Origin of the sequence: Candidatus Thiodiazotropha sp. LNASS1, from assembly GCF_964212655.1 — a bacterium.
GTDB lineage: Bacteria > Pseudomonadota > Gammaproteobacteria > Chromatiales > Chromatiaceae > Thiodiazotropha.
In genome coordinates this window covers 2,597,126-2,619,616 of record NZ_OZ156465.1, presented here as the reverse complement: position 1 = coordinate 2,619,616, position 22,491 = coordinate 2,597,126, and the positions used below count along the sequence as shown (strand labels likewise).

Genomic DNA, 22,491 nt, shown 5'->3' with positions numbered 1-22,491 from the left:
GTGAGAAGAATATATACCTCGATTTCCGGTTTGCACACCACACAACTATTTTTGGGGGGAGTAAGATGAATAAGTACCTTTTGCATCTGGCAATTATGAGCCTACTGGCGTTTCCGCTATATGCGGCTGTGGATGGCGATCCTGCCGAGTACTGCAAACAGGCCGCTGAACTGTATCAACAGGATGATATCGCGGGTGCCGTTGAGGAGGCCAAGTGGTGTCTGGACTCACTCGAGCAGATCCAGCAAAGCCGCAAGAGCGACAAGTTCGCAAAGGAAATCGCCGGTTGGAAGCGTGGCGAGATAAATCAACAAAAAACAATGGGTTTTTCCATTATCGAGACCACATACACGAAGGACGGCAAAGCCATAAAAGTCAGCTACAACAGCGGTAGCGGGGGTATGGCTGCCATGTTCAGTCAAATGGGTCTGGCCGGCGGAGGTAAGAAGATCCGGCTGGGCCGCTACACCGGCATGGTGATGGAACAGGGATCGCGCAACGAGATCATGATCGGACTCAAAATGACACCGGGCATGATCACTCTATCTTCCACCGATGCGTCATTGAAAGAATTGAGGGCCTTCGCCAAGGCGTTCCCCGTGAAGGACATCGATCAATGAACTGATCTCAGTTACGCGTTCACAGATAATCGGACCATTTCCGGTCGGAATCACCAAAGACCAGAAAGTGCGGGTTAAGCAGTGAATCCTTGGTGTTGTATTCAAGGGGCTGCAGGTCGAGGGTGGTCACCCTCCCTCCTGCCGCCTCCACAACGGCCTGGGCTGCGGCTGTGTCCCATTCCGAGGTGGGGCCGAGACGCGGATAGATATCGGCTCTGCCCTCCGCAACCAGGCAGAGTTTTAATGAACTGCCCATACTCACCAGTTCATGCGCACCCAGTTTTTCCAGAAACCGCTGCAGTGAATCGCCGGCATGTGAGCGGCTGCCCGCAACCCTGACAGGTTTTTTGCATCGATCCACGACCCGTATCGACCGGGCCGGCTGGTCAGCTTCCTGTTTCCAGGCGCCGCTGCCTTGAATGCCGTAGTAGGTTGTACCCAGCACCGGTGCATGAACGACACCCAGGATTGGGGTGTTTCTCTCGATGAGGGCGATATTGACAGTGAATTCACCATTTCGCTTGACGAATTCCCGGGTCCCGTCAAGGGGGTCTATCAGCCAATAGCGTTGCCACTGCCGGCGGGTGGAAAATGGGACCTCGGATGACTCTTCAGAGAGCACCGGGATTTCCGGCGTGAGTTGCTCAAGATTGGAAACAATAAGACGATGCGCCGCGGTATCGGCTGCGGTCAATGGTGAGTTGTCCTGCTTCTTTTCAACCATGAAATCAGTGTTATAGACAGCCAGGATGGCATCACCAGCCTGGTGGGCCAGTTGCAGCAAATCGTTGATGGAGATGGGTATGTTCATGCTCCAGCCTGCTTGGGCTGTTTCTGCCGGGATTGTGGATTACACCGTAATATGGTGTCGCTTCGCGCTGCTCGTGGTCTCTGTGGAAACACCAAAACTCTCTCCTTGCGCCCCGAAGGAAGTGCCCTTGGGGTACGCCTTGAATGGCGCTTATTCGGGTGCAATAGCAGCGCCTGTTGGGCTGGCATCAACAGAACCTAACAGATCCCTGGTTAAATATAGGGCAGCGATAGAGCGGGCCTCGCTCAAATCCGCCTGGGCGATCAGTTCATCCCATTTCGACAGTTCCCAGGGTACTACTTCGATCGGTTCAGGTTCATCACCGGATTGTTTATCCGGATATAGATTCCGCGCAAGAATAACATGGGTCTGATGGCGGATATATGCAGGCGCGATAGTAAACGTCTTTATCAGGCGCAGGTCGCGGGCTGCGTAGCCGATCTCCTCGCGGATTTCACGATTTGCCGCCTGCAGCGGGTCTTCACCCTCCTCCATGCGTCCTTTGGGAAGGCCAAGCTGGTAGTCATTGCTGCCGGCGGAGTATTCGCGAATCAGCAGAACCGTATCATCATCAAGCATCGGCACAATCAGAACAGAACCCCGCTCACCCCCGAGCAAACGTTCATACTGGCGCTGCTGGCCGTTGCTGAATTCAAGTTGCAGCTGTTCGACACGGAACAGCCGGGTCTCAGCGATCAATTGCCGAGAGTGGATAGTGGGCAGTTTGGACATGGCTATCAGTGGTCTTCTATGGCTTATTGACAGGTTCTAATCTTTGAAAATCCATTTCGGTAAACAGCTTACCCTGGAACCAGCCATTCCAATAGACTCTGCCGTCACGCAGTCGGGCATGTCCGGTATCGAGAGGAAGCGGTCGCATGGTGATGAAACGGATCTTATCGGTGGGAAAGTCAACCTGTAATGTCAGCTGCATGGGATAATAACCGTCGAGGAACCTGCGCATATAAGGGCCGTTGCGCAGTTGATAACCGTGCGGGCCTGACCGATGCAGCGATTGGCTCTCAGCCTGGAGACAGAGTGATGCGCCTTGGCGAACATCCCGAAGCTCGATCCTTGAGTCGATCACCCGGCTTGAACCGATATTCTCAGCCCTGAGCAGCTTGATATGCCGAATGCGCTGCGGGTGGTAGACGATCTCGAGGTGCGGTACGGCATCGAGATGCCTGTGGCACTGCTGTAACTCGGCCCAACCGTCATGCAGGCTACCCTCACTGATCCGAATCCGGTTAATATGGTGGTGAACTGATTCTGCGGGTGGCGTCAACAGGAACTCCAAATCGCCCTCATTGACTGCCTCGATGGTTGATTCAAGATCCTCATCGGGAAATTCAAACGGGTCCTCCTCCGCGGCGGCAAACCACGGAAATAGAGAGAGGAGCAGTAAGCAGATCAAAGGCATAGGTATAACTGTAAACGATGATCGACTGGAACCAAATCGATATTGTCATGCTGGATATGGACGGTACCCTGCTGGACCTCCATTTCGACAACCATTTCTGGCTGGAACATGTGCCTACGCGCTTTGCCGAGGCTAAGGGCATACCTTTGGAGCAGGCCAGGAGTGAGTTGCTGGCCCGTTATAAAAGTGTAGAAGGGACACTGGAGTGGTATTGTGTCGATCACTGGAGCCGTGAGTTGGAGCTCGATATCGCCCTGCTCAAGGAGGAGGTGGATCATTTGATCGCGGTGCATCCCCATGTCATCGATTTCCTTGATCAACTGATGTGTGCCGGCAAAGAGCGTATCCTGGTGACCAACGCCCATCAGAAGACCTTGGCGTTGAAGATGGAACGGACACGCCTGGCGGGTTTCTTCAACCAGGTCATCTCGTCACACCAGCTGGGACTGCCCAAGGAGCATCCCGAGTTCTGGAATCGGCTGCAGAATCTTCATCCCTTCGACAGAGAACGGACCCTGTTCGTGGATGATAGTCTATCTGTGCTTGCGTCGGCCAGTGCATATGGCATTCGCTGGTTATTGGCCATGCTCAAGCCCGACTCTAAGGAACCGCCGAGGGATATAAAGGAGTATTCCGCCATTCATGACTTTTCTGAAATCATGGCCGGTTTGCGTTGTACAGTCTGACCTCAAACAGTCGGATTTAGAGTCTTACCCAGTTTGCAGCACTGCAAAAATCTGTGAGTTGTTCCGGAATTTGTAATAGAAATCAGTCATATTATGGAGTTGCCGTAAAGTACTGACGATCCTGCTGAATAAGTATCATAAATTCTTAAAGTCTTCGTTAAGCACTTGTCAATTTAACTCCTCACACTGTGTCGCTCCAAATGAACCCAGCAAAGCTGTCAATTTCAGAGGAGTGATTCAATGCATTTTAAAGTAAAGAGCGCCGCCGTCGCAGTGATGGCGGCCATGATGATACCTGTAGCCGTCCAGGCAGGGGGAGATGACGACCGCTACGAAACCGATTTCGGTATGTCTGTGCAGAAAAAACTGCATGACAAGTCAATAAAGCTGTTCGGTTTCAAAAAACCACTGGCCGATTCATCGGACACGGTCATTGATCGTGCAGCGGGTCAGCCGGCCAGCGAGCGACAGCTGTTGGCCAAGGGCCTCAAGCCCCGCTATGTCGCTCGTAACGTAGCGACCTCTGGTGACATGATTAGCTTCTGGCCGGACGATATAGATTACACCCACCTCATGGTCTGCATCGAGCAACGCCGCGCCGGCACTACCCCAGGTGGAGGCGACGGCCTCAACGCCGCCGTACAGCGCGTCGATGTAAAATCCGGCAAAGTGGAGACCATTCTCCACGGCATGTCCCGCTGCGACGGTATCCGCACCACCCAGTGGGGTACTGTATTGGCTACCGAGGAGACTGGTGATGGCGCCGCCTATGAGATCATTGATCCGCTGAACACTACGGGTCACTGGGTTGCCGATCGGGGAATGGCTGGTATGCCTGCTGACATCCGTGATGGCATCGACAGTTCTGATCAAAGCGCCACGATCGTTAAGCGTACCGCCCTGGTAACCCAGTCCTGGGAAGGCCTGGAGATTCTCGACAATGGCGTGGTGATCGGTGGTGACGAGCTGCGTGCCGGTAACGGACCGGCTGGATTCGACAGCGACGGCGGCGCCATTTTCCGTTTCGTGCCCAACGTGCCCTACAATTGCGGCACCAAGACTCGCCCGGGCCTGCTCTGTCCCAACACCATCAATGACTTGAGCGAGTCACCATTGGTCTCCGGCCAGAACTATGCGCTGACAAATGCTTGCACAGGTAACGACGATGTGGGCCAGGGTTGTGAATACGGTGAGGGCAAGTGGGTCGAAGTCGATGCGGCTACCGCCCGTGCGGACGCCCACGACGCTGGCGCCACCGGCTACTGCCGTCCCGAGGACCTGCATGTCGATCGCGAATCTCCGCGTTTTAATGGTGGCGATGGCATCGTCTGGTGTTGGACCAACACCTGTGGCGGTGGCGAGGGCGAAGCCCTTTGCGTGACCGAGAGCGACAGTACGGTCGAAGCCATGGATGCAATATTCGACAGTAATTTCAACCGCAACCTGCTAGCCAACGGTACCGCTGAGGCTCAATCCTGGGTCAGTCGTTTTGTCGAGGGTGATGAGGAGATGAACAGTCACGACAACCTGGAGATCCAGCCGGTCACCAGTAACGTCTACATTATTGAAGATAATGACTTTGGTGACATCTGGGCCTGCCTGCCTGATGGTGCCGACCGTGATCGTGCCACCGATGGTTGCGTGCGCATGCTGTCCATCAACAGCACCGCCGCCGAGCCCACCGGTTTCATCTTCGATGGTACCGGCAAGGTGGCCTATTATATTGTGCAGCACGGTCAGCAGCCTGCCGAGTTGCTGGATTTTGAGTCGAATCCCGTTGACGGTCGGACCGACGACCTGATCAAAATCATCGGATTCAAGATCGAGAAGGATAAGGAAGACTAATCTACGACCGGTGCGTCTGCCCATAGACGCTACTCCGGAGCGTGGCTAGATAGTGGGGTCGCTTTCACGACCCCTTTGTGTATGTGCTCCGTTACAGGAGCAGATCGTCAGATATGACAAAAATGAAAATTGTCGATGGAAAACAAGTTAATTATTTAAATTACCGGTTTGTATACGTAACTGTATAAATAACAGATTACATGCAAACTATAATTTAAGTGTGTGCGTCATTAGATGACATAACCTGTCTAGATAAAACCAACCACACAAATATAAATTGATAAATTGACGGAATAACCATTTATTTGTAATTGATAAGTGGATAGATAAAGGAGAATCATCATGTTTGGACGAATTCTGTTTCCCGGAATCTGGAATCGAATTAGAGAATTGGAAGCACGTATCGAGGAGCTTGAGTCTTCACTTGAAGGATTATCAGCAGGTGGCATCGGTAGGCTTAACGACTATCTTTCGTTCCACGATCAGAACGAATGTATAACCGCGCGTTTGACCGGTATCAACCTGCAGATTGTTAACGGTGAGGGCAACACCCAGAGTGTCAACTGTAGAGGTAATCTTATTCTAGGGTATAACGAACCCACCACGGAAGGGACGGTAGACCGTAGCGGATCGCATAACCTCATATTGGGTATCAGGCACAACTATGCCAGTTATTGCGGAATCGTCAACGGCGTTGCCAATAACCTGACGGGTGAGTATGGCGCCATCCTTAATGGCCAGGAATGTTATGCCAATGCAACCCATGTCACCATCTGCAGCGGTTATGACCATAAGGGCAACGGATCATACTCAACTATATTGAGCGGTTTCGATAATGGCGGTCTGGGCAGCAGGGCGGTATTCCTTGATGGGACGAACAATCGTGCGGAGCACAACCAAACGGTCTTCATCGGAGGCTCGGGAGAGACATCGTCGCACGATGGTGAAATTATTCCGGCGATACCTTAATCGTCGTAACACTGATTTACTGCACAATATGACAGTTGCTCGATTGCAGTGAATCAGTGGTATGAAGAGATCAACGATAACTTTGCATGTCACCTGGTGCTGTTTCGTTCTGTATCGGATATCGCTCCGCTAGGTTGAGCATTACCAGACCCTAACTGTCTCAACATCGCCTCCATTCGGATCAGCCGCTGTTCCATCTCCTCGGTACGGGCATTGATCCGGTGCACCTCACCCGCTTCCCCCTCGCCGCTATCGCGGGAGAACTGCTCATGCTCCCGCTGCAGGGTCTCCAGGACGATGCCGATCATCATGTTCAGAAAGACGAAGGCGACGATGAAGATAAAAGAGAGGTAGAAGGACCAGCTCAGGGGGTGCACCGCCATGGTTTCGTACATCACATCTGTCCAGTCCTCGAATGTGGCGATGCGGAACAGGGTGAGCATGGCGATGGTGATGTTACCCCAGAGCTCCCTGTTGATCTCGCTGAAGAACATGCTGCCCATGGCGGCATAGATGTAGAAGATGATGAACATCAGCAGTGATACATAACCCATGCGCGGAATGGCGGTGACGAAGGCGTTCATCAGGATGCGCAATTCGGGAATGATCGAAACCAGCCGCAACACACGGAATACCCGCAGCAGGCGCCCCAGCAATGCGGCTTCGCTATCGTCCACCGGGATCAGACTGGCGGTTACAATTAGGAAGTCGAAGATGTTCCAACCCTTGCTGAAGAAGGTCTTCAGATTCTTTTCCGCCACCATGCGGATGATGATCTCGGTTAGAAAGAAGAGGGTGATCCCCACATCCATGATACGCAAGACCTGTGCTGCAGCAGCCGGTATGGGGTAGGTCTTGGCGCCGATCATCAGGGCAGAGATGACGATAACCAGAATGACAAAGGTTTCGAACAGCTTGTTGGAGCGCAGTTGTTCAAACAGGTCGCGCAATGTCACTGAATTGAGAGTCATGACGAATATCGGGTAAAGGGCTGTAATAATGAGGCGCGCATTATACAAGCATCAGATGAAAAAACAGTACAGTGATAGTGTGCGTTTAGTGTAGGTATACCAGGGAGAGTTCCCGCATTGGGTTCTCGGCGGAATCAACGTCCCCAGGTCTTGAAGCGCTTTTTGCAGTATGCCAGCAATTCGGCATAGTTACGGAAGTAGAGTAGGAAGCCGTTTTCCGCCGGGGCATCCAATTCACACCAGTCGTTATCGTAGTCACGACAGATCTGTGGCCGTTGATCGTAGATGCCGCAGGCACCCCCCGGACCCAGGTGCTCACAGCTACCCTGGAAGAGAAGAAACCAGCCATCCTCGTCCTTGTAGATTTCAACACCCTGGTGAGAGACCTGCCACAGCAGGTGCTCAAAGTCCGCCTTCGATCTCGGGGCGACGCCGATGGCCTCCGTGGTGTAGGTACAGCATTTCGAGTTGAGGCAACGACTGCATTTGCCGTCCATGGGGGTTATTCTTTATTGCCGCTTTGCGGTGGTTTGGGGCCGTGACGACGTCGGCGCCGCTTCTTCTGTTTCTCGCCGTCCCTGGGCTTGTGGCTCTTGTGGTGATGCCCCTTACCATGCCCTTTGTGTCCATCTTTGCCGCGATGAGGTTGACGCGAGCCCTTCTTGGGATAGACCCTGCTTTTTGGATCGATATCCGCCAGCAGTGTTGGGTCGACGGTCTGGGTCTGGATGGCATGGCCCACGAAGGCCTCGATGTCGGGCAGGGAGAAGGCGTAGGTCTCGCAGGCGAAACTGATGGCATCGCCGCTGGCGCCGGCCCGCGCGGTGCGGCCGATGCGGTGCACGTAATCCTCGGCATCCTCCGGCAGGTCGTAGTTGATCACGTGGGTGACATCCGGGATATGCAGTCCGCGGGCCGCCACATCGGTGGCTACCAGTACCGCCAGTTCGCCCTCCTGGAAACGTTTTAACAGACTCAGGCGCTTCTTCTGCGGCACGTCGCCGGAGAGCACGGCGGTGTCGATGCCATTGCCCTGGAGGAATCCCCAGACCTTGTCCGCCACCCGCTTGGTGTTTACGAATACGATTGTGCGGGTATCCGTCATGCCCTGGATCAGACCGACCAGCAGCGGAATTTTCTCCTCGTTGGCGGTCATGTAGCAGGTTTCAGTGATCTTGTCCGCAGTGACCTGCTCCGGTGCCACCTCCACACTTTGCGGGTTGTTCATGTGCTCATAGGCGAGCTCGTTCACCCGAAAGGATAGGGTGGCGGAGAAGAGCATGCCGAGTCTTTTTTGGGGCGGAGGACAGCGGCGCATCATGTAGCGGATATCCTTGATGAAGCCGAGGTCGAACATACGGTCCGCCTCGTCCAGCACCAGCACCTGGATCGCCTTGAGGTCGTAGATGTGTTGTTTGTAGTAATCGATCAATCTGCCGGGTGTGCCGATCAGAATATCGACCCCTGACTCGAGCTGCTTGCGCTGTTTATCGTAGCCTGTGCCGCCGAAGACTGCCGCCGAGGTGAAATCGGTATATTTGGTAAGCGCTTGCGCATCGTTGTAGATCTGTACCGCCAGTTCGCGGGTCGGGGCCAGGATCAGGGCACGGGGCTGGTTGACCCTACGCTCCTCATGCGCCGGATGCCGCAGTAGATGGTTCAGCGTGGCGATCAGAAAGGCAGCCGTCTTGCCGGTACCGGTCTGGGCTTGTCCCGCCAGGTCCTTGCCGGCAAGGGCGATGGGCAGGCTTTCGGCCTGGATAGGGGTGCAATATTCGAAGCCGGCCTCACGAATGCCCTGCAGGACGGGTTCGGGTAGATCGAAGCTGTCGAAGCCAATATTGGTAAGGTGTTTATCAGTCATGGCGGGCAAGGATACAGTAAATCGTCCGCAGGCACGATGGCTCCCTGTTCCGCTAATGAAGGAGAGTGGTTGATTGAAAATTTCAGTCCGCAAATTAACGCGAATAAACACAAATATATACAGGAGCACAGAGTAGAGTGGTATCTGGCTTGTCGGTTACGCAGTATTAGCAGGTGTGATTAAAGAATTCCTTATATTTATCATTCACTTGGGTGGAATGAGGCAACCTCGTTTCTTGTCTGCTGTCAGCATATTTGAAAACAGTAAGTTGTCTCGCAACATGCCTACAAATGACTGTTCTAGAACATTTGCGCTCATCAGCGTTCATTTGCGGACAAAAAAGCGACCATTTAACAGTTTCCGGAGGTTGCACGCCCAAGATGTCGTAGAATCCCGTACAATTCACACCTATGAATATCTATCTGATATCCGTGGGAAACCGCATGCCACGCTGGGTTGCTGAGGGGTATGAGGAGTATGCACGCCGATTACCTGCTGAATGTACCTTGCAGCTGATCGAGATCGCAGCGGGCCATCGTGGTAAGAACGCCGATATTGCACGGGCGATGCGTGATGAGGGCGAACGGATGCTCAAGTCAATCCCCAAGGGCTGCCAGGTACTGGCGCTGGATGTCACCGGCAGCGCTTGGAGTACGGAACGCTTGGCGGGCAAGCTTGAGCAGTGGATGTCGGGTGGCCGCGATATCGCATTGCTGGTGGGTGGACCCGAAGGATTGGCGCCAGAGTGTCTGCAACGGGCGGATGGACGGTGGTCCCTGTCTCCTCTGACCCTTCCCCACCCCCTGGTCAGGGTGGTGGTGTCCGAGCAGTTGTACCGGGCCTGGAGTATGATACGCAACCACCCATACCATCGGGCAGGGTAGTGGCCTGAAGTGTGTGCAACACCGGTTGCAGAGGGCGGTCGTAATAAAAATCCCGATATGAACAGCTGCAGCCGTCCGGGATTAAGATAAAAAGTATAAAAAACTGGATGTCATCAAGAGGAAACTGCCCATTATGAAGGAGAATCCTGTCATCTACCTGGCGTCCCGCTCGCCTCGCCGGAGGGCATTGCTGAGCCAGATCGGCATCAGCCACGCCCTGCTCGAGATCGATATTGATGAACAGCAGCGGCCTGATGAAGAGCCGATAGCCTATGTGTTGCGCCTGGCGAGGGAGAAGGCAGAGGCGGGGGCCGGACTGGCCGCGGGGGGTGAATCTTTGCCGGTACTGGCCGCTGACACTAGCGTTGTGGTTGAGAACAGGGTGCTGGGTAAGCCAATGGACAGAGACCATGGGTTGTGGATGCTGAAACAGTTGTCGGGCAGGACCCATCAGGTCTATACCGCGGTGGCGCTGGATTGGCGGGGTGTTGAAATGGAGCTAAGTCACAGCGAGGTCAGCTTCAGGGTGCTGAGCGAGGCGGAAATGACAGCCTATTGGGCTACGGGCGAACCCGCCGATAAAGCGGGAGGTTATGCCATCCAGGGGGTTGGGGCGCGCTTTGTCAGTATGTTGCATGGGAGTTATTCGGGGGTGATGGGATTGCCCCTGTTCGAGACAGCGGAATTACTTAGCCGCAACGGCATCCAATTTGATAATGAAAATAAGAGCGTAATTGATGTATGAGTGAAGAGATATTGATAAATGTGACACCGCCCGAGACTCGGGTTGCGGTAATCGAGAACGGTGCGGTGCAAGAGGTGATCATCGAACGCTACGGCAAGCGTGGTCTGGTCGGCAATGTCTATAAGGGCAAGGTATGCCGGGTATTGCCCGGTATGCAGGCGGCATTTGTCGATATCGGTCTGGAGCGGGCGGCGTTCCTGCACGTTTCCGATATAGGGGAAACAACCGACAAGCCCAAGACGGACAACATCCATGAACTGTTGCGCGAAGGCGACTATGTGATCGTGCAGGTACTGAAGGATCCCATCGGCACAAAGGGCGCCCGCCTGACGACCAATATCTCCATACCTTCACGCCATCTGGTATTTATGCCTTCACTGGGGAATATGGGCATTTCGCAGCGAATCGAGGCCGAGGATGAGCGCCAGCGCCTGCGTGAACTGTTGAACCAAGTGGCCGAGGCGGGGGAGATATCCGGTGGCTACATCGCCCGTACCGCGGCCGAGGGCGTCGATGAGCTCTCGTTGCAAGCGGATATGCGATTCCTGGCGCGTCTCTGGTCGTCGATTCAGGAGAAGAGCAAGTTGCATAATGGTATCGAGTTGATCCATGAAGACCTCTCTCTGCCCCTGCGCTCGCTTCGCGACCTGGTCGGTCCCGATGTGGAGAAGGTGCGTATCGATTCCAAGGAGACCCACCAAAAGGCGATCACCTTCGCGCAGAAATTCATCCCCGACATCAAACAGTTTATCGAGTATTACCCGGGTCAGCGGCCGCTGTTTGATCTGTACGGGGTCGAAGATGAGATTCAGAAGGCCCTGGAACGCAAGGTGCAGCTCAAATCGGGTGGCCATCTGGTGATCGATCAGACCGAAGCGATGACCACTATCGATGTCAATACCGGGGCCTTCGTAGGCCATAGAAATTTAGAGGAGACCATATTCAAGACAAACCTGGAGGCGGCGCAAGCTATCTGCCGACATCTGCGTCTGAGAAACCTGGGTGGCATCATTATTATCGATTTTATCGATATGCTTGATCCCGAACACCGACGACAGGTATTGCGTGCCCTGGAGAAGTGCCTGGCTCATGATCATGCGCGTACGCAAATCACCGAGGTCTCCTCCCTTGGGCTGGTGGAGATGACCCGTAAACGCATTCGTGAATCCCTGGAACATGTACTCTGCGAACCCTGTCCCTGCTGCGGTGGCAGGGGTTCCATGAAAACGGCTGAGACAACCTGCTACGAGATCTTCAGGGAGATTCTCCGGGAGTCGCGCCAATTCGATGTGGAGTCACTGCTGGTGCTGGCATCGCAAGAGGTGATCGACAGGCTCCTGGACGAGGAATCCACTCATCTGGCGGAGCTGGAGCAGTTTATCGGACATCCAATCAAGCTGCAGGTGGAGATGCTTTACACCCAGGAGCACTATGACGTCGTGCTGGTGTGATGTCTGTCACCACCTATCCTTCAGATGCTGACTGTCGCTAAGTACCTTCACGCCAGGTTCTGGCAATCCCTGGCTTGGCTGGTGATCGTAGCTGCGCTGTTGATCAGTGCATTGCGCCTGATTGTACCCCTCATCGATCTTGATCCCTATCGGCGGCAGATAGAGCGTGTCGCCGAAGAGGGGGCGGGTGTTGATCTGAAGATCGGCGATATGAAGGCCCAGGTGAAGGGTATTCACCTGGCACTCAATTTTACCGATGTCAGCGTGCTCGATGAGAAGAGCAGTGAACCCCTGCTGTATGCCCCGGAGGTATTGGTCAACATACAGCTATTGGAAAGCCTCATCTCAGGTCGCCTGCGACTGGGTGAAGCCACTGTCATAGGGACCAAGCTAAAGCTTGAACGATTCTCGGATGGTAGCGTGGCACTACAGGGTATGGGTGGAGTGAGCGAGGGGGATCCGGATACCGTGGCGGCCATCCTGCTGGGACAGAATCAACTGCGTTTGCTGGATACCGAGATCCACCTGAAAAGCGCCATCCCTGACCAGCCTCCGCTCAGACTCTCCGGGGTTAATTTGGAACTGCGTAACGACGGATTGCGCCACCAACTCTCACTCAGCACACGTATCGGTAAACGTGGGGAGGAGTCGGTTCGACTGATCGCCGATCTGCTGCAGAAGGATGCGTCATCGCTGGCGATGAGCGGTGAATTCTATTTCAGATGCGAAGGGCTGGTGATAGGTGGGCGGCTGCCTGAGTGGATGCCTCCCTCCTATACCATTGACGAGGGTGAACTTGAGGTTGAGCTGTGGGGTGATCTCCGGCAGGGCGAGCTGCAGAATCTGCGTGGAAAAGGCCAGCTGAGCGACTTTCGAATTACGGGACCGGGACGAACTGAACCTTTCGCTTTGGCACGGCTTTCAACCGGGCTTGAATGGAAACGCTTGCATGATGGTTGGCATCTGGAGCTCGACCAGCTTGATATAGAGCAAGCCCATGGGGAATGGCCAACCGAGCAGGTGCGGATCACCTGGCAGCTATTGGAACAGCAGCAGACGCGTTTTGAACTGAGCGCGGATGCCCTGTCATTGAAGGAGTTGAATGACTTTTTAGCGATTCAGAGACTACCCAATCCAGCGTTGCATGCGGCACTCGGAGGGCTGTCGCCTCAGGGAAGACTGAGTCGTCTCGAGTTTGGGTTTCTCAAGCCCCGTCAGGGTGACCTCACCTGGCATTTGAAAGGGGAGGTCGATGGCTATGCGCACCAGCCATGGCAGGATGTACCAGGTGTGAGCGGATTGAAACTGGCCTTCGATGGCGACCAGGCAGGGGGTTGGTTGAGAGTCGATAGCAGCAATCTGATGCTCGATTCACCGAATCTGTTCCGCAAGCCCCTGCATGCACGACGCGCAATGGGTGACTTCGCATGGAAATTTGATCTCGAAAAGGGGCTGCATCTCAACAGCGATCATGTGCAGATGAGTTCCCCGGATGTTAAGACGCTCTCCCGCATCGATCTGCAGATACCCTTCACCGGCAAGGACCTGTTCATTGATATGCAATCCGATTTCTGGGATGCGGATGGTTCGCGAAAGAGTGACTATCTTCCTGTTGGGATTATGCCTGACGAACTGGTCTCCTGGCTCGATAAGGCGGTAGTGAGCGGCTATGTGAAATCGGGTAGCTTTCTACTCTATGGCCCACTCAGTGAGTTTCCTTTCCTCCAGCATCAAGGCCGATTCGAGGTCTGGTTCGGTGTCGAGGACCTGATTCTCGACTATATGAGCCAATGGCCGCGGCTGTCGGAGGGGGTGGCAGAGGTCCATTTTGTCAATAATGGATTGCAGGTGATACTGCAGGAGGGCATGCTGCTGAACAGTCAGCTGCAGGATGTGGCAATTGAAATCGAAAGATTGAAGGAGGCCTCTCCTGTAAAGATTCAGGGAACGGCAACTGGATCATTGCAGGATCTGATGGCGATTCTGGGCGATACCCCGCTACGCAGTGATTTTCATGCTTTCGTCGATGCGGTGGAGGTGGATGGGGCGACCAAGACCTGGGTCGATCTGGCGATACCGCTCAACAAGCGGGATCAGTTGAAGATAGAAGGCGCGGTCAGTTTTGATCAATCCGCGTTAACCATCAAGAAGGCCGATCTCAAGATCGACCGGATCAGCGGCAGACTTCAATTCAACCGTACAGGAGTAATGGGGAAAGGTATTAGGGCCAGGCTGCTGGGAGACGAAATTGACCTGGATGTCATGCCCTACAGTCATGAGGGTGAACATTGGACCCGGGTGAAGGCCCACATGCCTATCAATCTGGCGCGCCTGAAACAACAGTTTCCGGAGTGGAAGCTTGATTATTTTCTGGGTGTCGGCGAGGGCGATGTTGAAGTCAGGATTGCCCATCATGAGAGCCAGGTGCCGGTCAGGCTGAATCTCAATTCTGACCTGCAGGGAATATCGATAACGATGCCGAAACCCCTCGGTAAAGCAGCCGAGTCAAAGGTGAAATTCGATATGGGCGCCGATTTGCGCCGTGATGAATCCACGGAGTTGAGAGTCCGGTATGATGAAAAAACCCATGCCTTGTTCCGCTTTTTCGAGGCGCGGGAAAAACCCTGGATTGCCGCTATCGGATTTTCCCAGGAAGCACTGTCGCTGGAGGATGCGGAAGGCTTCCACATGAGCGGCCATCTGGAGAGGCTGAACGCGGACAGCTGGATCAGCTGGGTCGCACAGCAAGCTGCTTCGGGCCGGGGCGGTCCGCCAACCATTACCATGGATTTGCGGGTGGACGAGCTCATAGCACTGGGCACAGCCTGTCCCGATACCCGATTCACCTACAAAAACTATGCGGACGGCTATCGGATCAATCTGACATCCGAGACAGCTCAGGGCATGATGCAGGTGCCGGGTCAACTCGATCAGCAACCCATCTTCGGTCGTTTTGATTATATTAAATTCGATCTTGAGGAGCTGGCGAGAGGGATTACCGGGCAAGGGGATGAGCAGCGCCAGATGACGGACCTCGATCCCAGGGATGTGCCCGCCATCAATCTCACAGTGGAAGACCTCTACATCAACGATAATCCTATGGGTAAAGGCTATATCACCTGGAGAAAGGAGGCCGATGGAATCACTGTCGATAGCCTGGCCCTGGTCGGAGACATGGTTGATCTCACCGGACAGGGGTATTGGCGCCTGACACCCAAGGGTCACAGTACCTCACTGAATCTGAAGTTGCATACAAACAGCCTGGGTGACCTCCAGCACGCCTTGGGAATCGCTACCGGTATCGAGCAGGCTCCCACTGATGTCAAGGCAGAACTCTACTGGCCCACGTCGCCACTGGAGATGGGGGCGGAAAAGCTCTACGGCAGTATATCGCTGAAGGTGGATAAGGGACTGGTGAACAATGTCGATCCTGGTGTCGGCCGACTTATCGGCCTGTTCAGTCTCAATGCGTTAGGCAAGCGCCTCGCCCTCGATTTTTCCGATCTGTTTTCCAAAGGATTGGCATTTGATTCGATAGAAGGTAATTTCACGATCAACGATGGCGATGCCTATACCTCGGATCTGGTCATGAAGAGTACCGCTGCGGTTGTCGATGTACGTGGACGCACCGGCTTGGCGACCCGGTCCTACGACCAAAAGGTTGTAGTCACACCTAATGTCAGTGCCACCCTGCCACTGCTGGGTACACTGGCGATTAATCCTACCGCAGGTGTGGCGCTGGCAATGACTCAAAAATTGATAGGCCGGCTGTTCGACCGGATTGCCATGCGCACCTATGAAGTCACCGGCAGTTGGGATGAACCCCAGTTTATCCAAGTCAATAAGAGTCAAGAGGATACGCGCGGAAGGGCATTAATGCCGGAGATGCCGGGCGAATGAGTGGACATGCCGCCCTGAATACCACATCTAACGCGTGGTAGACACACGTTGTGAGGCGGCGGATTACGCAAGACATCGCTGGTAGCATCAAGGTTCATGATGCTATCCTCGAAACCGGACCATAGAATCATCAGGATGGCCAGAAACTGACCGAAGAGTTTTCACATGAGCGGTAAGAAGAATAAAGTTGCAGCGATACAGATGGCTTCCAGTCCCAACGTCAGCGCTAACCTGCTGGAGGCGGAGAGACTGATCGGTGAAGCAGCCGAATCGGGTGCCGGATTGGTGGTATTACCGGAAAATTTCGCCTTCAAAGGGGAGCACGACCGGGATATGCTGACTTTGTGCGAGGATGATGACGGTCCCTTGCAGGGATTCCTCAGTCAGATGGCGCAACGCTATGGCATCTGGGTAGTGGGAGGCACCATTCCCATGCGCGCCAAACAGGGCGGCAAGGTTCGGGCAGCCTGTCTGATCATGGATAGTAACGGCAATCAGGTGGCTCGATACGACAAGATACATCTGTTCGACGTCCATATCGTGGAGACGGATGAACGCTACGTGGAATCCAATACTATAGAACCGGGTGAAGAGGTAGTGACGGTGGATACGCCCTTCGGCATATTGGGAGTGGCGGTCTGCTACGATCTGCGTTTCCCTGAGTTGTTCCGTCAACTGATGGAAAAGGGTGCGGAGATCTTTGTGGTGCCGGCTTCATTCACGGCAATGACAGGCAAGGCGCATTGGGAGACCCTGGTCAGGGCCAGGGCTATAGAAAACCTCGCTTTTATAGCTGCTGCTGCACAAGGCGGTTATCACCTCAACGGTCGCGAAACCCATGGCCATAGCATGATTGTCGATCCCTGGGGTACTGTACTGACCCAGGTGCCAAGAGGAACCGGATTTGTTTGTGTGGAACTTGATCACGAATACCAGAAGACCATACGTCGCACTTTTCCGACAATAGACCATCTACGTTTGTAAGGGCGTACAGGATCATTGCCCCGATGACGGAGCGGGTTGCTTAAACCACAACATACCCATACTCCCGACATGCAATGAAATGAACCTGAAACGAATTTGTCCGGTTCGGTTCAGGATTGAGTCGGGAGCGGCATTCTGCAACGACTTAAACATGACTAAACAACGGCCCGCGGGGTCAGGAATAACATGTCCGATCTGATTCAAATAGCGCAAGAGACAATCTTAGCCCCCGCGGGATTGGCAAAACGGGATCTTGACCGCATGCTTGGGGAATTGACAGGAACCGGTATCGATGCGGCTGATCTCTATTTTCAATCCAGCAGGTTGGAATCATGGGTCCTGGAGGACGGAATTATCAAAGAGGGGGCGCACAATATAGAGCAGGGTGCGGGTATTCGTGTGATCAGCGGTGAAAAGACCGGTTTTGCCTACTCCGATGAACTGCAGCTGCCTACGCTTCAGGAGGCAGCGCGAACAGCCAGGGCGATTATACGCAGTGGTGCCGATCAGTCAGTGCGCATTGCGGGTACGCCGATGCCACGCCAGTTGTATGCGCCGGTCAATCCCCTGCCCACGCTGAGTGAGGTGGAGAAGGTCGATCTGTTACGACAAGTGGATCAGGAGGCGAGAAAGCAGGATCCACGGGTAAAAGAGGTTATTGTGAGTCTGGTGGGTGCCCATGATGTGGTGCTGGTGGCTGCCATCGACGGTACCCTCAGTGCTGATGTCAGGCCGCTGGTTCGCCTCAATGTCCATGTGATTGCGGAACAGGGTTCGCGAAGGGAACAGGGGAGCAGTGGAGGCGGTGCGCGTGAGGGTCTCGACTATTTTCTGTATCAGGATCGTGCCTTGGACTATGCACGGGAGGCAGTCAGACAGGCATTGGTCAATCTTGATGCGGTGGATGCGCCTGCCGGTACGATGCCTGTGGTGCTGGGTCCCGGTTGGCCGGGCGTACTGTTGCATGAAGCCGTGGGCCATGGTCTTGAGGGTGACTTCAATCGCAAGGGAACCTCCGCCTTCAGCGGCCGGATCGGAGAGCAGGTGGCGGCACCCTGTTGTACCGTAGTGGATGACGGCACCATTCCGGGACGGCGGGGATCACTGAATATGGATGACGAGGGCACGCCGAGTCAGAACACGGTATTGATCGAGAATGGTATCCTCAAGGGCTATATGCAGGACAAGCACAATGCCAGGTTGATGAAGGTCGACACGACCGGTAACGGTAGGCGCGAGTCCTATGCCCATCTACCGATGCCGCGCATGACCAACACCTATATGTTGCCCGGTGACCATGACCCGGAAGAGATTATCGCCTCTGTGGACCGGGGGCTCTACGCAGTCAATTTCGGTGGAGGACAGGTCGATATCACTTCCGGCCGTTTCGTCTTTTCCGCCAGTGAGGCCTATCTGATTGAGAAAGGCAGGACAACCAGGCCGGTGAAGGGAGCGACCTTGATAGGGAATGGCCCGGAATCCATGACCCGTATCAGCATGGTCGGCAACGACCTGAAACTGGATGCCGGAGTCGGTGTCTGCGGTAAGGAGGGACAGAGTGTGCCTGTGGGTGTCGGCCAGCCGACACTCAAGCTGGATGAGTTGATTGTCGGGGGTACTGAGCAGTGATCGATATGGAACAGCGCAAAGGGGAATTGCAGCAATTGGTCGAGGACCTGCTGAGTGAGGCTGAGCGCCTTGGGGCAACGGCCGCAGAGGCAGCGGTAAGCAGTAATGCCGGCCTTTCGTTGACGGTGCGTCTCGGTGAGACGGAGACCATCGAACATACCCGTGACAACGGCCTGGGTGTGACTGTCTATTTCGGTCACCGCAAGGGCAGCGCGAGTACCTCTGATCTGAGTCCGCAGGCGGTCAAAGAGACGGTGGAGGCGGCTTGTAATTTTGCCCGTTATACTTCGGAGGATCCCTGCTCCGGCCTGGCCGATGCGGAATTGATGGCGTCCGACAACCCTGACCTCGATCTCTACCATCCCTGGCGGCAGAGCGTAGAGGAGGCGATTGAGCTGGCAATCCGTTGTGAAGACGCAGCGCGTGATTATGACCCGCGTATCGTCAATTCGGAAGGCGCCTCGCTGAACTCCCATGACGGCCTGCATGTTTACGGCAATACCCATGGTTTCATGGGTGGCTATCCCTCGTCCAGACACAGCCTGAGCTGTGCTGTGGTTGGCAAACAGAATGAAAGCATGCAGCGTGACTACTGGTATACCCTGTCACGCCAATCGACACGGTTGGATACACCAGAGGCGGTTGGCAGGATGGCTGCGGAACGGACCCTGGCGCGGTTGAATGCCAGACAGCTGCCGACACAACAGGCGCCGGTACTGTTTCAGGCGGATGTGGCAGTGGGATTGTTGCGCAGTTTCATTGGCGCCATTCGGGGTTCCGCCCTCTACCGCAAGGCAAGTTTTCTGCTCGACCATCTGGGTAAACCTGTGTTTCCCGAATTCGTCACAATCCACGAAGAACCCCGTCTGGCCAGAGGACTGGCCAGTGCGGCCTATGACAATGAGGGGGTGGCGACCTGCAACAGGGAGTTCGTACGCCAGGGTGTGCTCGACAGCTATGTGCTCGACAGCTATGCGGCACGAAAGCTCGGCATGCGGACCACAGGCAATGCAGGAGGTGTGAGGAACCTGCGTATAAACAGCGGTGAATTGGACCGGGAGGGTCTACTCAGGACGATGGACAGGGGGTTGGTAGTCACTGAACTGATGGGGCAGGGCGTCAATATGGTAACCGGCGACTACTCCCGGGGAGCCGCCGGCTTTTGGGTGGAGGGTGGCGAAATACAGTACCCTGTGGAAGAGATCACCATTGCCGGAAACATGCGTGAAATGCTGACGGGTTTGCTGCAGGTGGGTAGCGATGTGGAGACCCGCAGCAGCATTCAGACCGGCTCCTGGCTGATCGACCGCATGATGATCGCCGGCGAGTAGGGGCTCGAATACATCGATACCCAGCCTACTCAATACCGGCGACTGCACCGCTACCCCATGCGTCAACTCCCGGATCGCTCCCTGAGCCGGCTTTTAACCATTGTCTCCGCAATCTTGACGGCGTATTGAAGGCTTCCAAGGCTTGCCTGATTGGTGCCTGCCAGTGGGAGTGCGGTACCGTGGTCGACAGAGGTGCGAATAATAGGCAATCCCAGCGTGATATTGACGGCATTGCCGAATCCCAGGTGTTTCAATACCGGTAAGCCTTGATCATGGTACATGGCCAGGATCGCATCCGCCTGCTGCAGGTGAACAGGCGTGAAGATGGTATCGGCTGGAAGCGGGCCGATCAGCTGCATTCCCTGACTGTTCAGCTCAGCCAATGCCGGTTGGATGATTTCGATCTCTTCCCTTCCCAGGTATCCTTGCTCTCCCGCATGTGGGTTGAGTCCACACACCATAATGCGTGGTTGCGCGATGCCGAAACACCTTTGCAGATCGTTGTGCAGTGTGCTGGCGACCTGTTGAACTCGCTGTTTGGTTATGGCCTGACTCACCTCGGACAGGGGGAGGTGGGTGGTGACGAGGGCGACCCTGAGATCGGGTGTGGCGAGCATCATCACCGGGTATGCATCTTCGCACAAGGCGGACAGATACTCGGTATGCCCGGTAAAGGAGAGGCCGGCATCGTTGATGACCCCCTTGTGCACCGGGCCTGTGACCATGCCATCGAAATACCCTTTGAGGCAGCCATCGGTTGCTATCCGCAATGTGTCGAGTACGTACTCTGCATTGGCGGGATTGAGCTGGCCGCAGACAACCTCGTGATTGAGTCCGGCGGGTAGAAATCTGAGCTTGCCCGGTGGCAGGGAGGAAGCCGGTTTTTGCTCATCGAAAGGGATCAGCTCCAGGGGCATACCCAGGCGTTCGGCGCGCTGCTGCAGCAGCACCGGATCGGCAATGGCGATGATCTCGGTTTCCGGATATGGCTTCTGTGCCAGCATGACACAAAGATCCGGCCCAATGCCGGCAGGCTCGCCGGGGGTGAGTGCTAGACGTGAAATCAAGGGATACTTCCTACTCTTCCAGATAAACCTCGACATAAGCTTCGTCGCGCAAACGGCGCAACCACAGGTCGATGGCCTCTTCCGATTTTTGTTTTTGAATCTCCTGACGAGCCCTGTTCTTCAAGGCCTCTTCAGTGTTGTCATGTTGACGCCGCTCGAGAGGTTGAACGATATGCCATCCGAACGGGGTCTTGAAGGGCTGGCTGATTTCATCGATCGCCAGGGCGTCCATTTGCTCCTCGAATTGGCTTACCAGATCGCCCGGGCTGGTCCATCCCAGGTCGCCGCCTTTGATCGCGGATGCCTTGTCATCGGAGTGGGAACGTGCCAGTGCCTCAAATGAATCACCGCCTATGATGCGTTCCCGCAGGGTCTCGAGCCGCTGCCGGGCCTCATTGTCAGAGACTATCTCATTGGTGCTTACCAGGATATGGCGGGCATGGGTCTGGTTGATGATCAGTTTGTTGCCCCCCTTGATTTCCGCCAGTTTTATGATGTGGAAACCGGAGGCATTGCGTATTGGCTCACTGACAGAGTCAGCCTCCATATCATCTATTACACCGGTGAACAGGCTGGGGATTCGGGATACCTCTATCCATCCGAGGTCACCCCCATCCAAGGCCTGACGGCCGTCCGACAGACGTATCGCCAGTTCACTGAAATCGGCACCTTGCATAAGTTCATCATAGACAGACCCGGCCTTCTGCTTCGCCTGTTGCACATCCTCCGGCGAAGCGCCTTCCGGTGTGGCGATCAGGATATGCAATAGACGGACAGCGGAGCGCTGTCGGCTGGTACCCACCTCCCGCGCAAGAAAGTTCTCGATATCCTGCTCGGTAATCACAATCCTGTTGATGACCTCTTTCTGTTTCAAACGGTTGATCAGTATGTCTTCCCGAAGCTGTTCGCGAAAAAGGGGAAAATTGATACCGTCCGCTTCAAGGGTTTCGCGCAACTGCAGCAGTGATATCCGGTTGGTCTCGGCAATATTGGTGATCGCCTTGGTCACCGTGGCGTCGTCGACACTGAGTCCGAGTCGGCGTGCGGCTTGCAACTGCAGTCGCTTGGTGATCATTCGATCCAACACCTGCTGGTGAATAATGCGCATCGGAGGCAGATTGGTCTGCTTTTGCGCAAGCTGGGCGAGCAGTTCCCCGGTTCGGCTGTCAAGCTCGCTCTTGGCAATGATATCGTCGTTGACCAGCGCCACGATGTGGTCAAGCTCTTTCACCGCTGCATGCAGGGGCAGACCGAGCAGCAGCATCACCAGCCCTGTAATTGTGCTGACGAGGTACTGATTAAGATACATTGCAT

The 22,491-nt window shown here is 54.8% G+C and carries 19 protein-coding genes; 11 read left to right on the top strand and 8 right to left on the bottom strand.

What is annotated here, in order from left to right:
* Positions 1–65: 65 nt before the first annotated feature.
* Positions 66–620 (top strand): hypothetical protein, encoded by a 555-nt coding sequence (locus tag AB8516_RS11490; protein ID WP_108341183.1) that lies wholly within the window; start codon positions 66–68, stop codon positions 618–620.
* A gap of 19 nt (positions 621–639) precedes the next feature.
* Here the strand turns inward: AB8516_RS11490 and cysQ are convergent, their stop codons facing one another.
* From cysQ to AB8516_RS11475, 3 genes are all read right to left on the bottom strand, one after another.
* Positions 640–1,431, bottom strand: coding sequence for a 3'(2'),5'-bisphosphate nucleotidase CysQ (gene cysQ, locus AB8516_RS11485; RefSeq protein ID WP_369160716.1), 792 nt, complete (start codon positions 1,429–1,431; stop codon positions 640–642).
* Positions 1,432–1,581: 150 nt separating this feature from the next.
* Positions 1,582–2,163 (bottom strand): ADP compounds hydrolase NudE, encoded by a 582-nt coding sequence (gene nudE, locus AB8516_RS11480; protein WP_369160714.1) that lies wholly within the window; start codon positions 2,161–2,163, stop codon positions 1,582–1,584.
* A gap of 16 nt (positions 2,164–2,179) precedes the next feature.
* Entirely contained in the window at positions 2,180–2,851 is a 672-nt protein-coding gene (locus AB8516_RS11475) for a hypothetical protein (protein ID WP_369160712.1), read from the bottom strand.
* A 17-nt stretch (positions 2,852–2,868) separates the two neighbouring features.
* Between AB8516_RS11475 and yrfG the strand changes: the two genes are divergently transcribed.
* The 3 genes from yrfG to AB8516_RS11460 all read left to right on the top strand — a co-directional run bounded on the left by yrfG (position 2,869) and on the right by AB8516_RS11460 (position 6,351).
* Positions 2,869–3,537 (top strand): GMP/IMP nucleotidase, encoded by a 669-nt coding sequence (yrfG, locus tag AB8516_RS11470; protein WP_369160710.1) that lies wholly within the window; start codon positions 2,869–2,871, stop codon positions 3,535–3,537.
* A 240-nt stretch (positions 3,538–3,777) separates the two neighbouring features.
* Positions 3,778–5,382, top strand: a complete 1,605-nt coding sequence (locus tag AB8516_RS11465) for a hypothetical protein (protein ID WP_369160708.1) — start codon at positions 3,778–3,780, stop codon at positions 5,380–5,382.
* Positions 5,383–5,724: 342 nt separating this feature from the next.
* Positions 5,725–6,351 carry a hypothetical protein gene (locus AB8516_RS11460; protein WP_369160706.1) on the top strand — a complete coding sequence of 209 codons (627 nt, stop codon included), beginning with the start codon at positions 5,725–5,727 and terminating at the stop codon, positions 6,349–6,351.
* A gap of 89 nt (positions 6,352–6,440) precedes the next feature.
* Here AB8516_RS11460 and AB8516_RS11455 read toward each other — a convergent pair whose 3' ends face one another.
* The 3 genes from AB8516_RS11455 to rhlB form a co-directional block, all read right to left on the bottom strand.
* Positions 6,441–7,322, bottom strand: a complete 882-nt coding sequence (locus AB8516_RS11455; RefSeq protein ID WP_369160704.1) for an ion transporter — start codon at positions 7,320–7,322, stop codon at positions 6,441–6,443.
* A 134-nt stretch (positions 7,323–7,456) separates the two neighbouring features.
* Complete coding sequence (locus tag AB8516_RS11450) at positions 7,457–7,819, bottom strand: YkgJ family cysteine cluster protein (protein WP_369160702.1); 363 nt, start codon at positions 7,817–7,819, stop codon at positions 7,457–7,459.
* Between the two features lie 5 nt (positions 7,820–7,824).
* A complete protein-coding gene (gene rhlB / locus AB8516_RS11445; RefSeq protein ID WP_369160700.1) occupies positions 7,825–9,186 on the bottom strand; it encodes an ATP-dependent RNA helicase RhlB in 1,362 nt (453 codons plus the stop codon).
* 410 nt (positions 9,187–9,596) lie between these two features.
* Between rhlB and rlmH the strand changes: the two genes are divergently transcribed.
* The 7 genes from rlmH to pmbA all read left to right on the top strand — a co-directional run bounded on the left by rlmH (position 9,597) and on the right by pmbA (position 20,110).
* Entirely contained in the window at positions 9,597–10,070 is a 474-nt protein-coding gene (rlmH, locus tag AB8516_RS11440; protein WP_369160698.1) for a 23S rRNA (pseudouridine(1915)-N(3))-methyltransferase RlmH, read from the top strand.
* A 133-nt stretch (positions 10,071–10,203) separates the two neighbouring features.
* Positions 10,204–10,815, top strand: coding sequence for a nucleoside triphosphate pyrophosphatase (locus AB8516_RS11435; RefSeq protein WP_369160696.1), 612 nt, complete (start codon positions 10,204–10,206; stop codon positions 10,813–10,815).
* Positions 10,812–12,266 (top strand): ribonuclease G, encoded by a 1,455-nt coding sequence (gene rng, locus AB8516_RS11430; protein WP_369160694.1) that lies wholly within the window; start codon positions 10,812–10,814, stop codon positions 12,264–12,266. The genes AB8516_RS11435 and rng overlap by 4 nt, the downstream gene beginning before the upstream one ends.
* Positions 12,267–12,290: 24 nt before the next feature.
* Complete coding sequence (locus AB8516_RS11425; protein ID WP_369160692.1) at positions 12,291–16,166, top strand: YhdP family protein; 3,876 nt, start codon at positions 12,291–12,293, stop codon at positions 16,164–16,166.
* 165 nt (positions 16,167–16,331) lie between these two features.
* A complete protein-coding gene (locus AB8516_RS11420; protein ID WP_369160690.1) occupies positions 16,332–17,150 on the top strand; it encodes a carbon-nitrogen hydrolase family protein in 819 nt (272 codons plus the stop codon).
* Between the two features lie 186 nt (positions 17,151–17,336).
* The gene (gene tldD / locus AB8516_RS11415; RefSeq protein WP_369160688.1) at positions 17,337–18,779 is read left to right on the top strand and encodes a metalloprotease TldD; all 1,443 of its coding nucleotides are present in this window, start codon (positions 17,337–17,339) and stop codon (positions 18,777–18,779) included.
* Positions 18,780–18,784: 5 nt separating this feature from the next.
* Complete coding sequence (gene pmbA, locus AB8516_RS11410) at positions 18,785–20,110, top strand: metalloprotease PmbA (protein ID WP_369160686.1); 1,326 nt, start codon at positions 18,785–18,787, stop codon at positions 20,108–20,110.
* A gap of 62 nt (positions 20,111–20,172) precedes the next feature.
* Here the strand turns inward: pmbA and pdxA are convergent, their stop codons facing one another.
* Both pdxA and AB8516_RS11400 read right to left on the bottom strand, forming a co-directional pair.
* On the bottom strand, positions 20,173–21,213 hold the full coding sequence (pdxA, locus tag AB8516_RS11405) for a 4-hydroxythreonine-4-phosphate dehydrogenase PdxA (RefSeq protein WP_369160684.1): 1,041 nt from the start codon (positions 21,211–21,213) through the stop codon (positions 20,173–20,175).
* Positions 21,188–22,486: a peptidylprolyl isomerase gene (locus AB8516_RS11400; RefSeq protein WP_369160682.1), complete on the bottom strand. Its 1,299-nt coding sequence runs from the start codon at positions 22,484–22,486 to the stop codon at positions 21,188–21,190. The genes pdxA and AB8516_RS11400 overlap by 26 nt, the downstream gene beginning before the upstream one ends.
* Between the last annotated feature and the right edge of the window lie 5 nt (positions 22,487–22,491).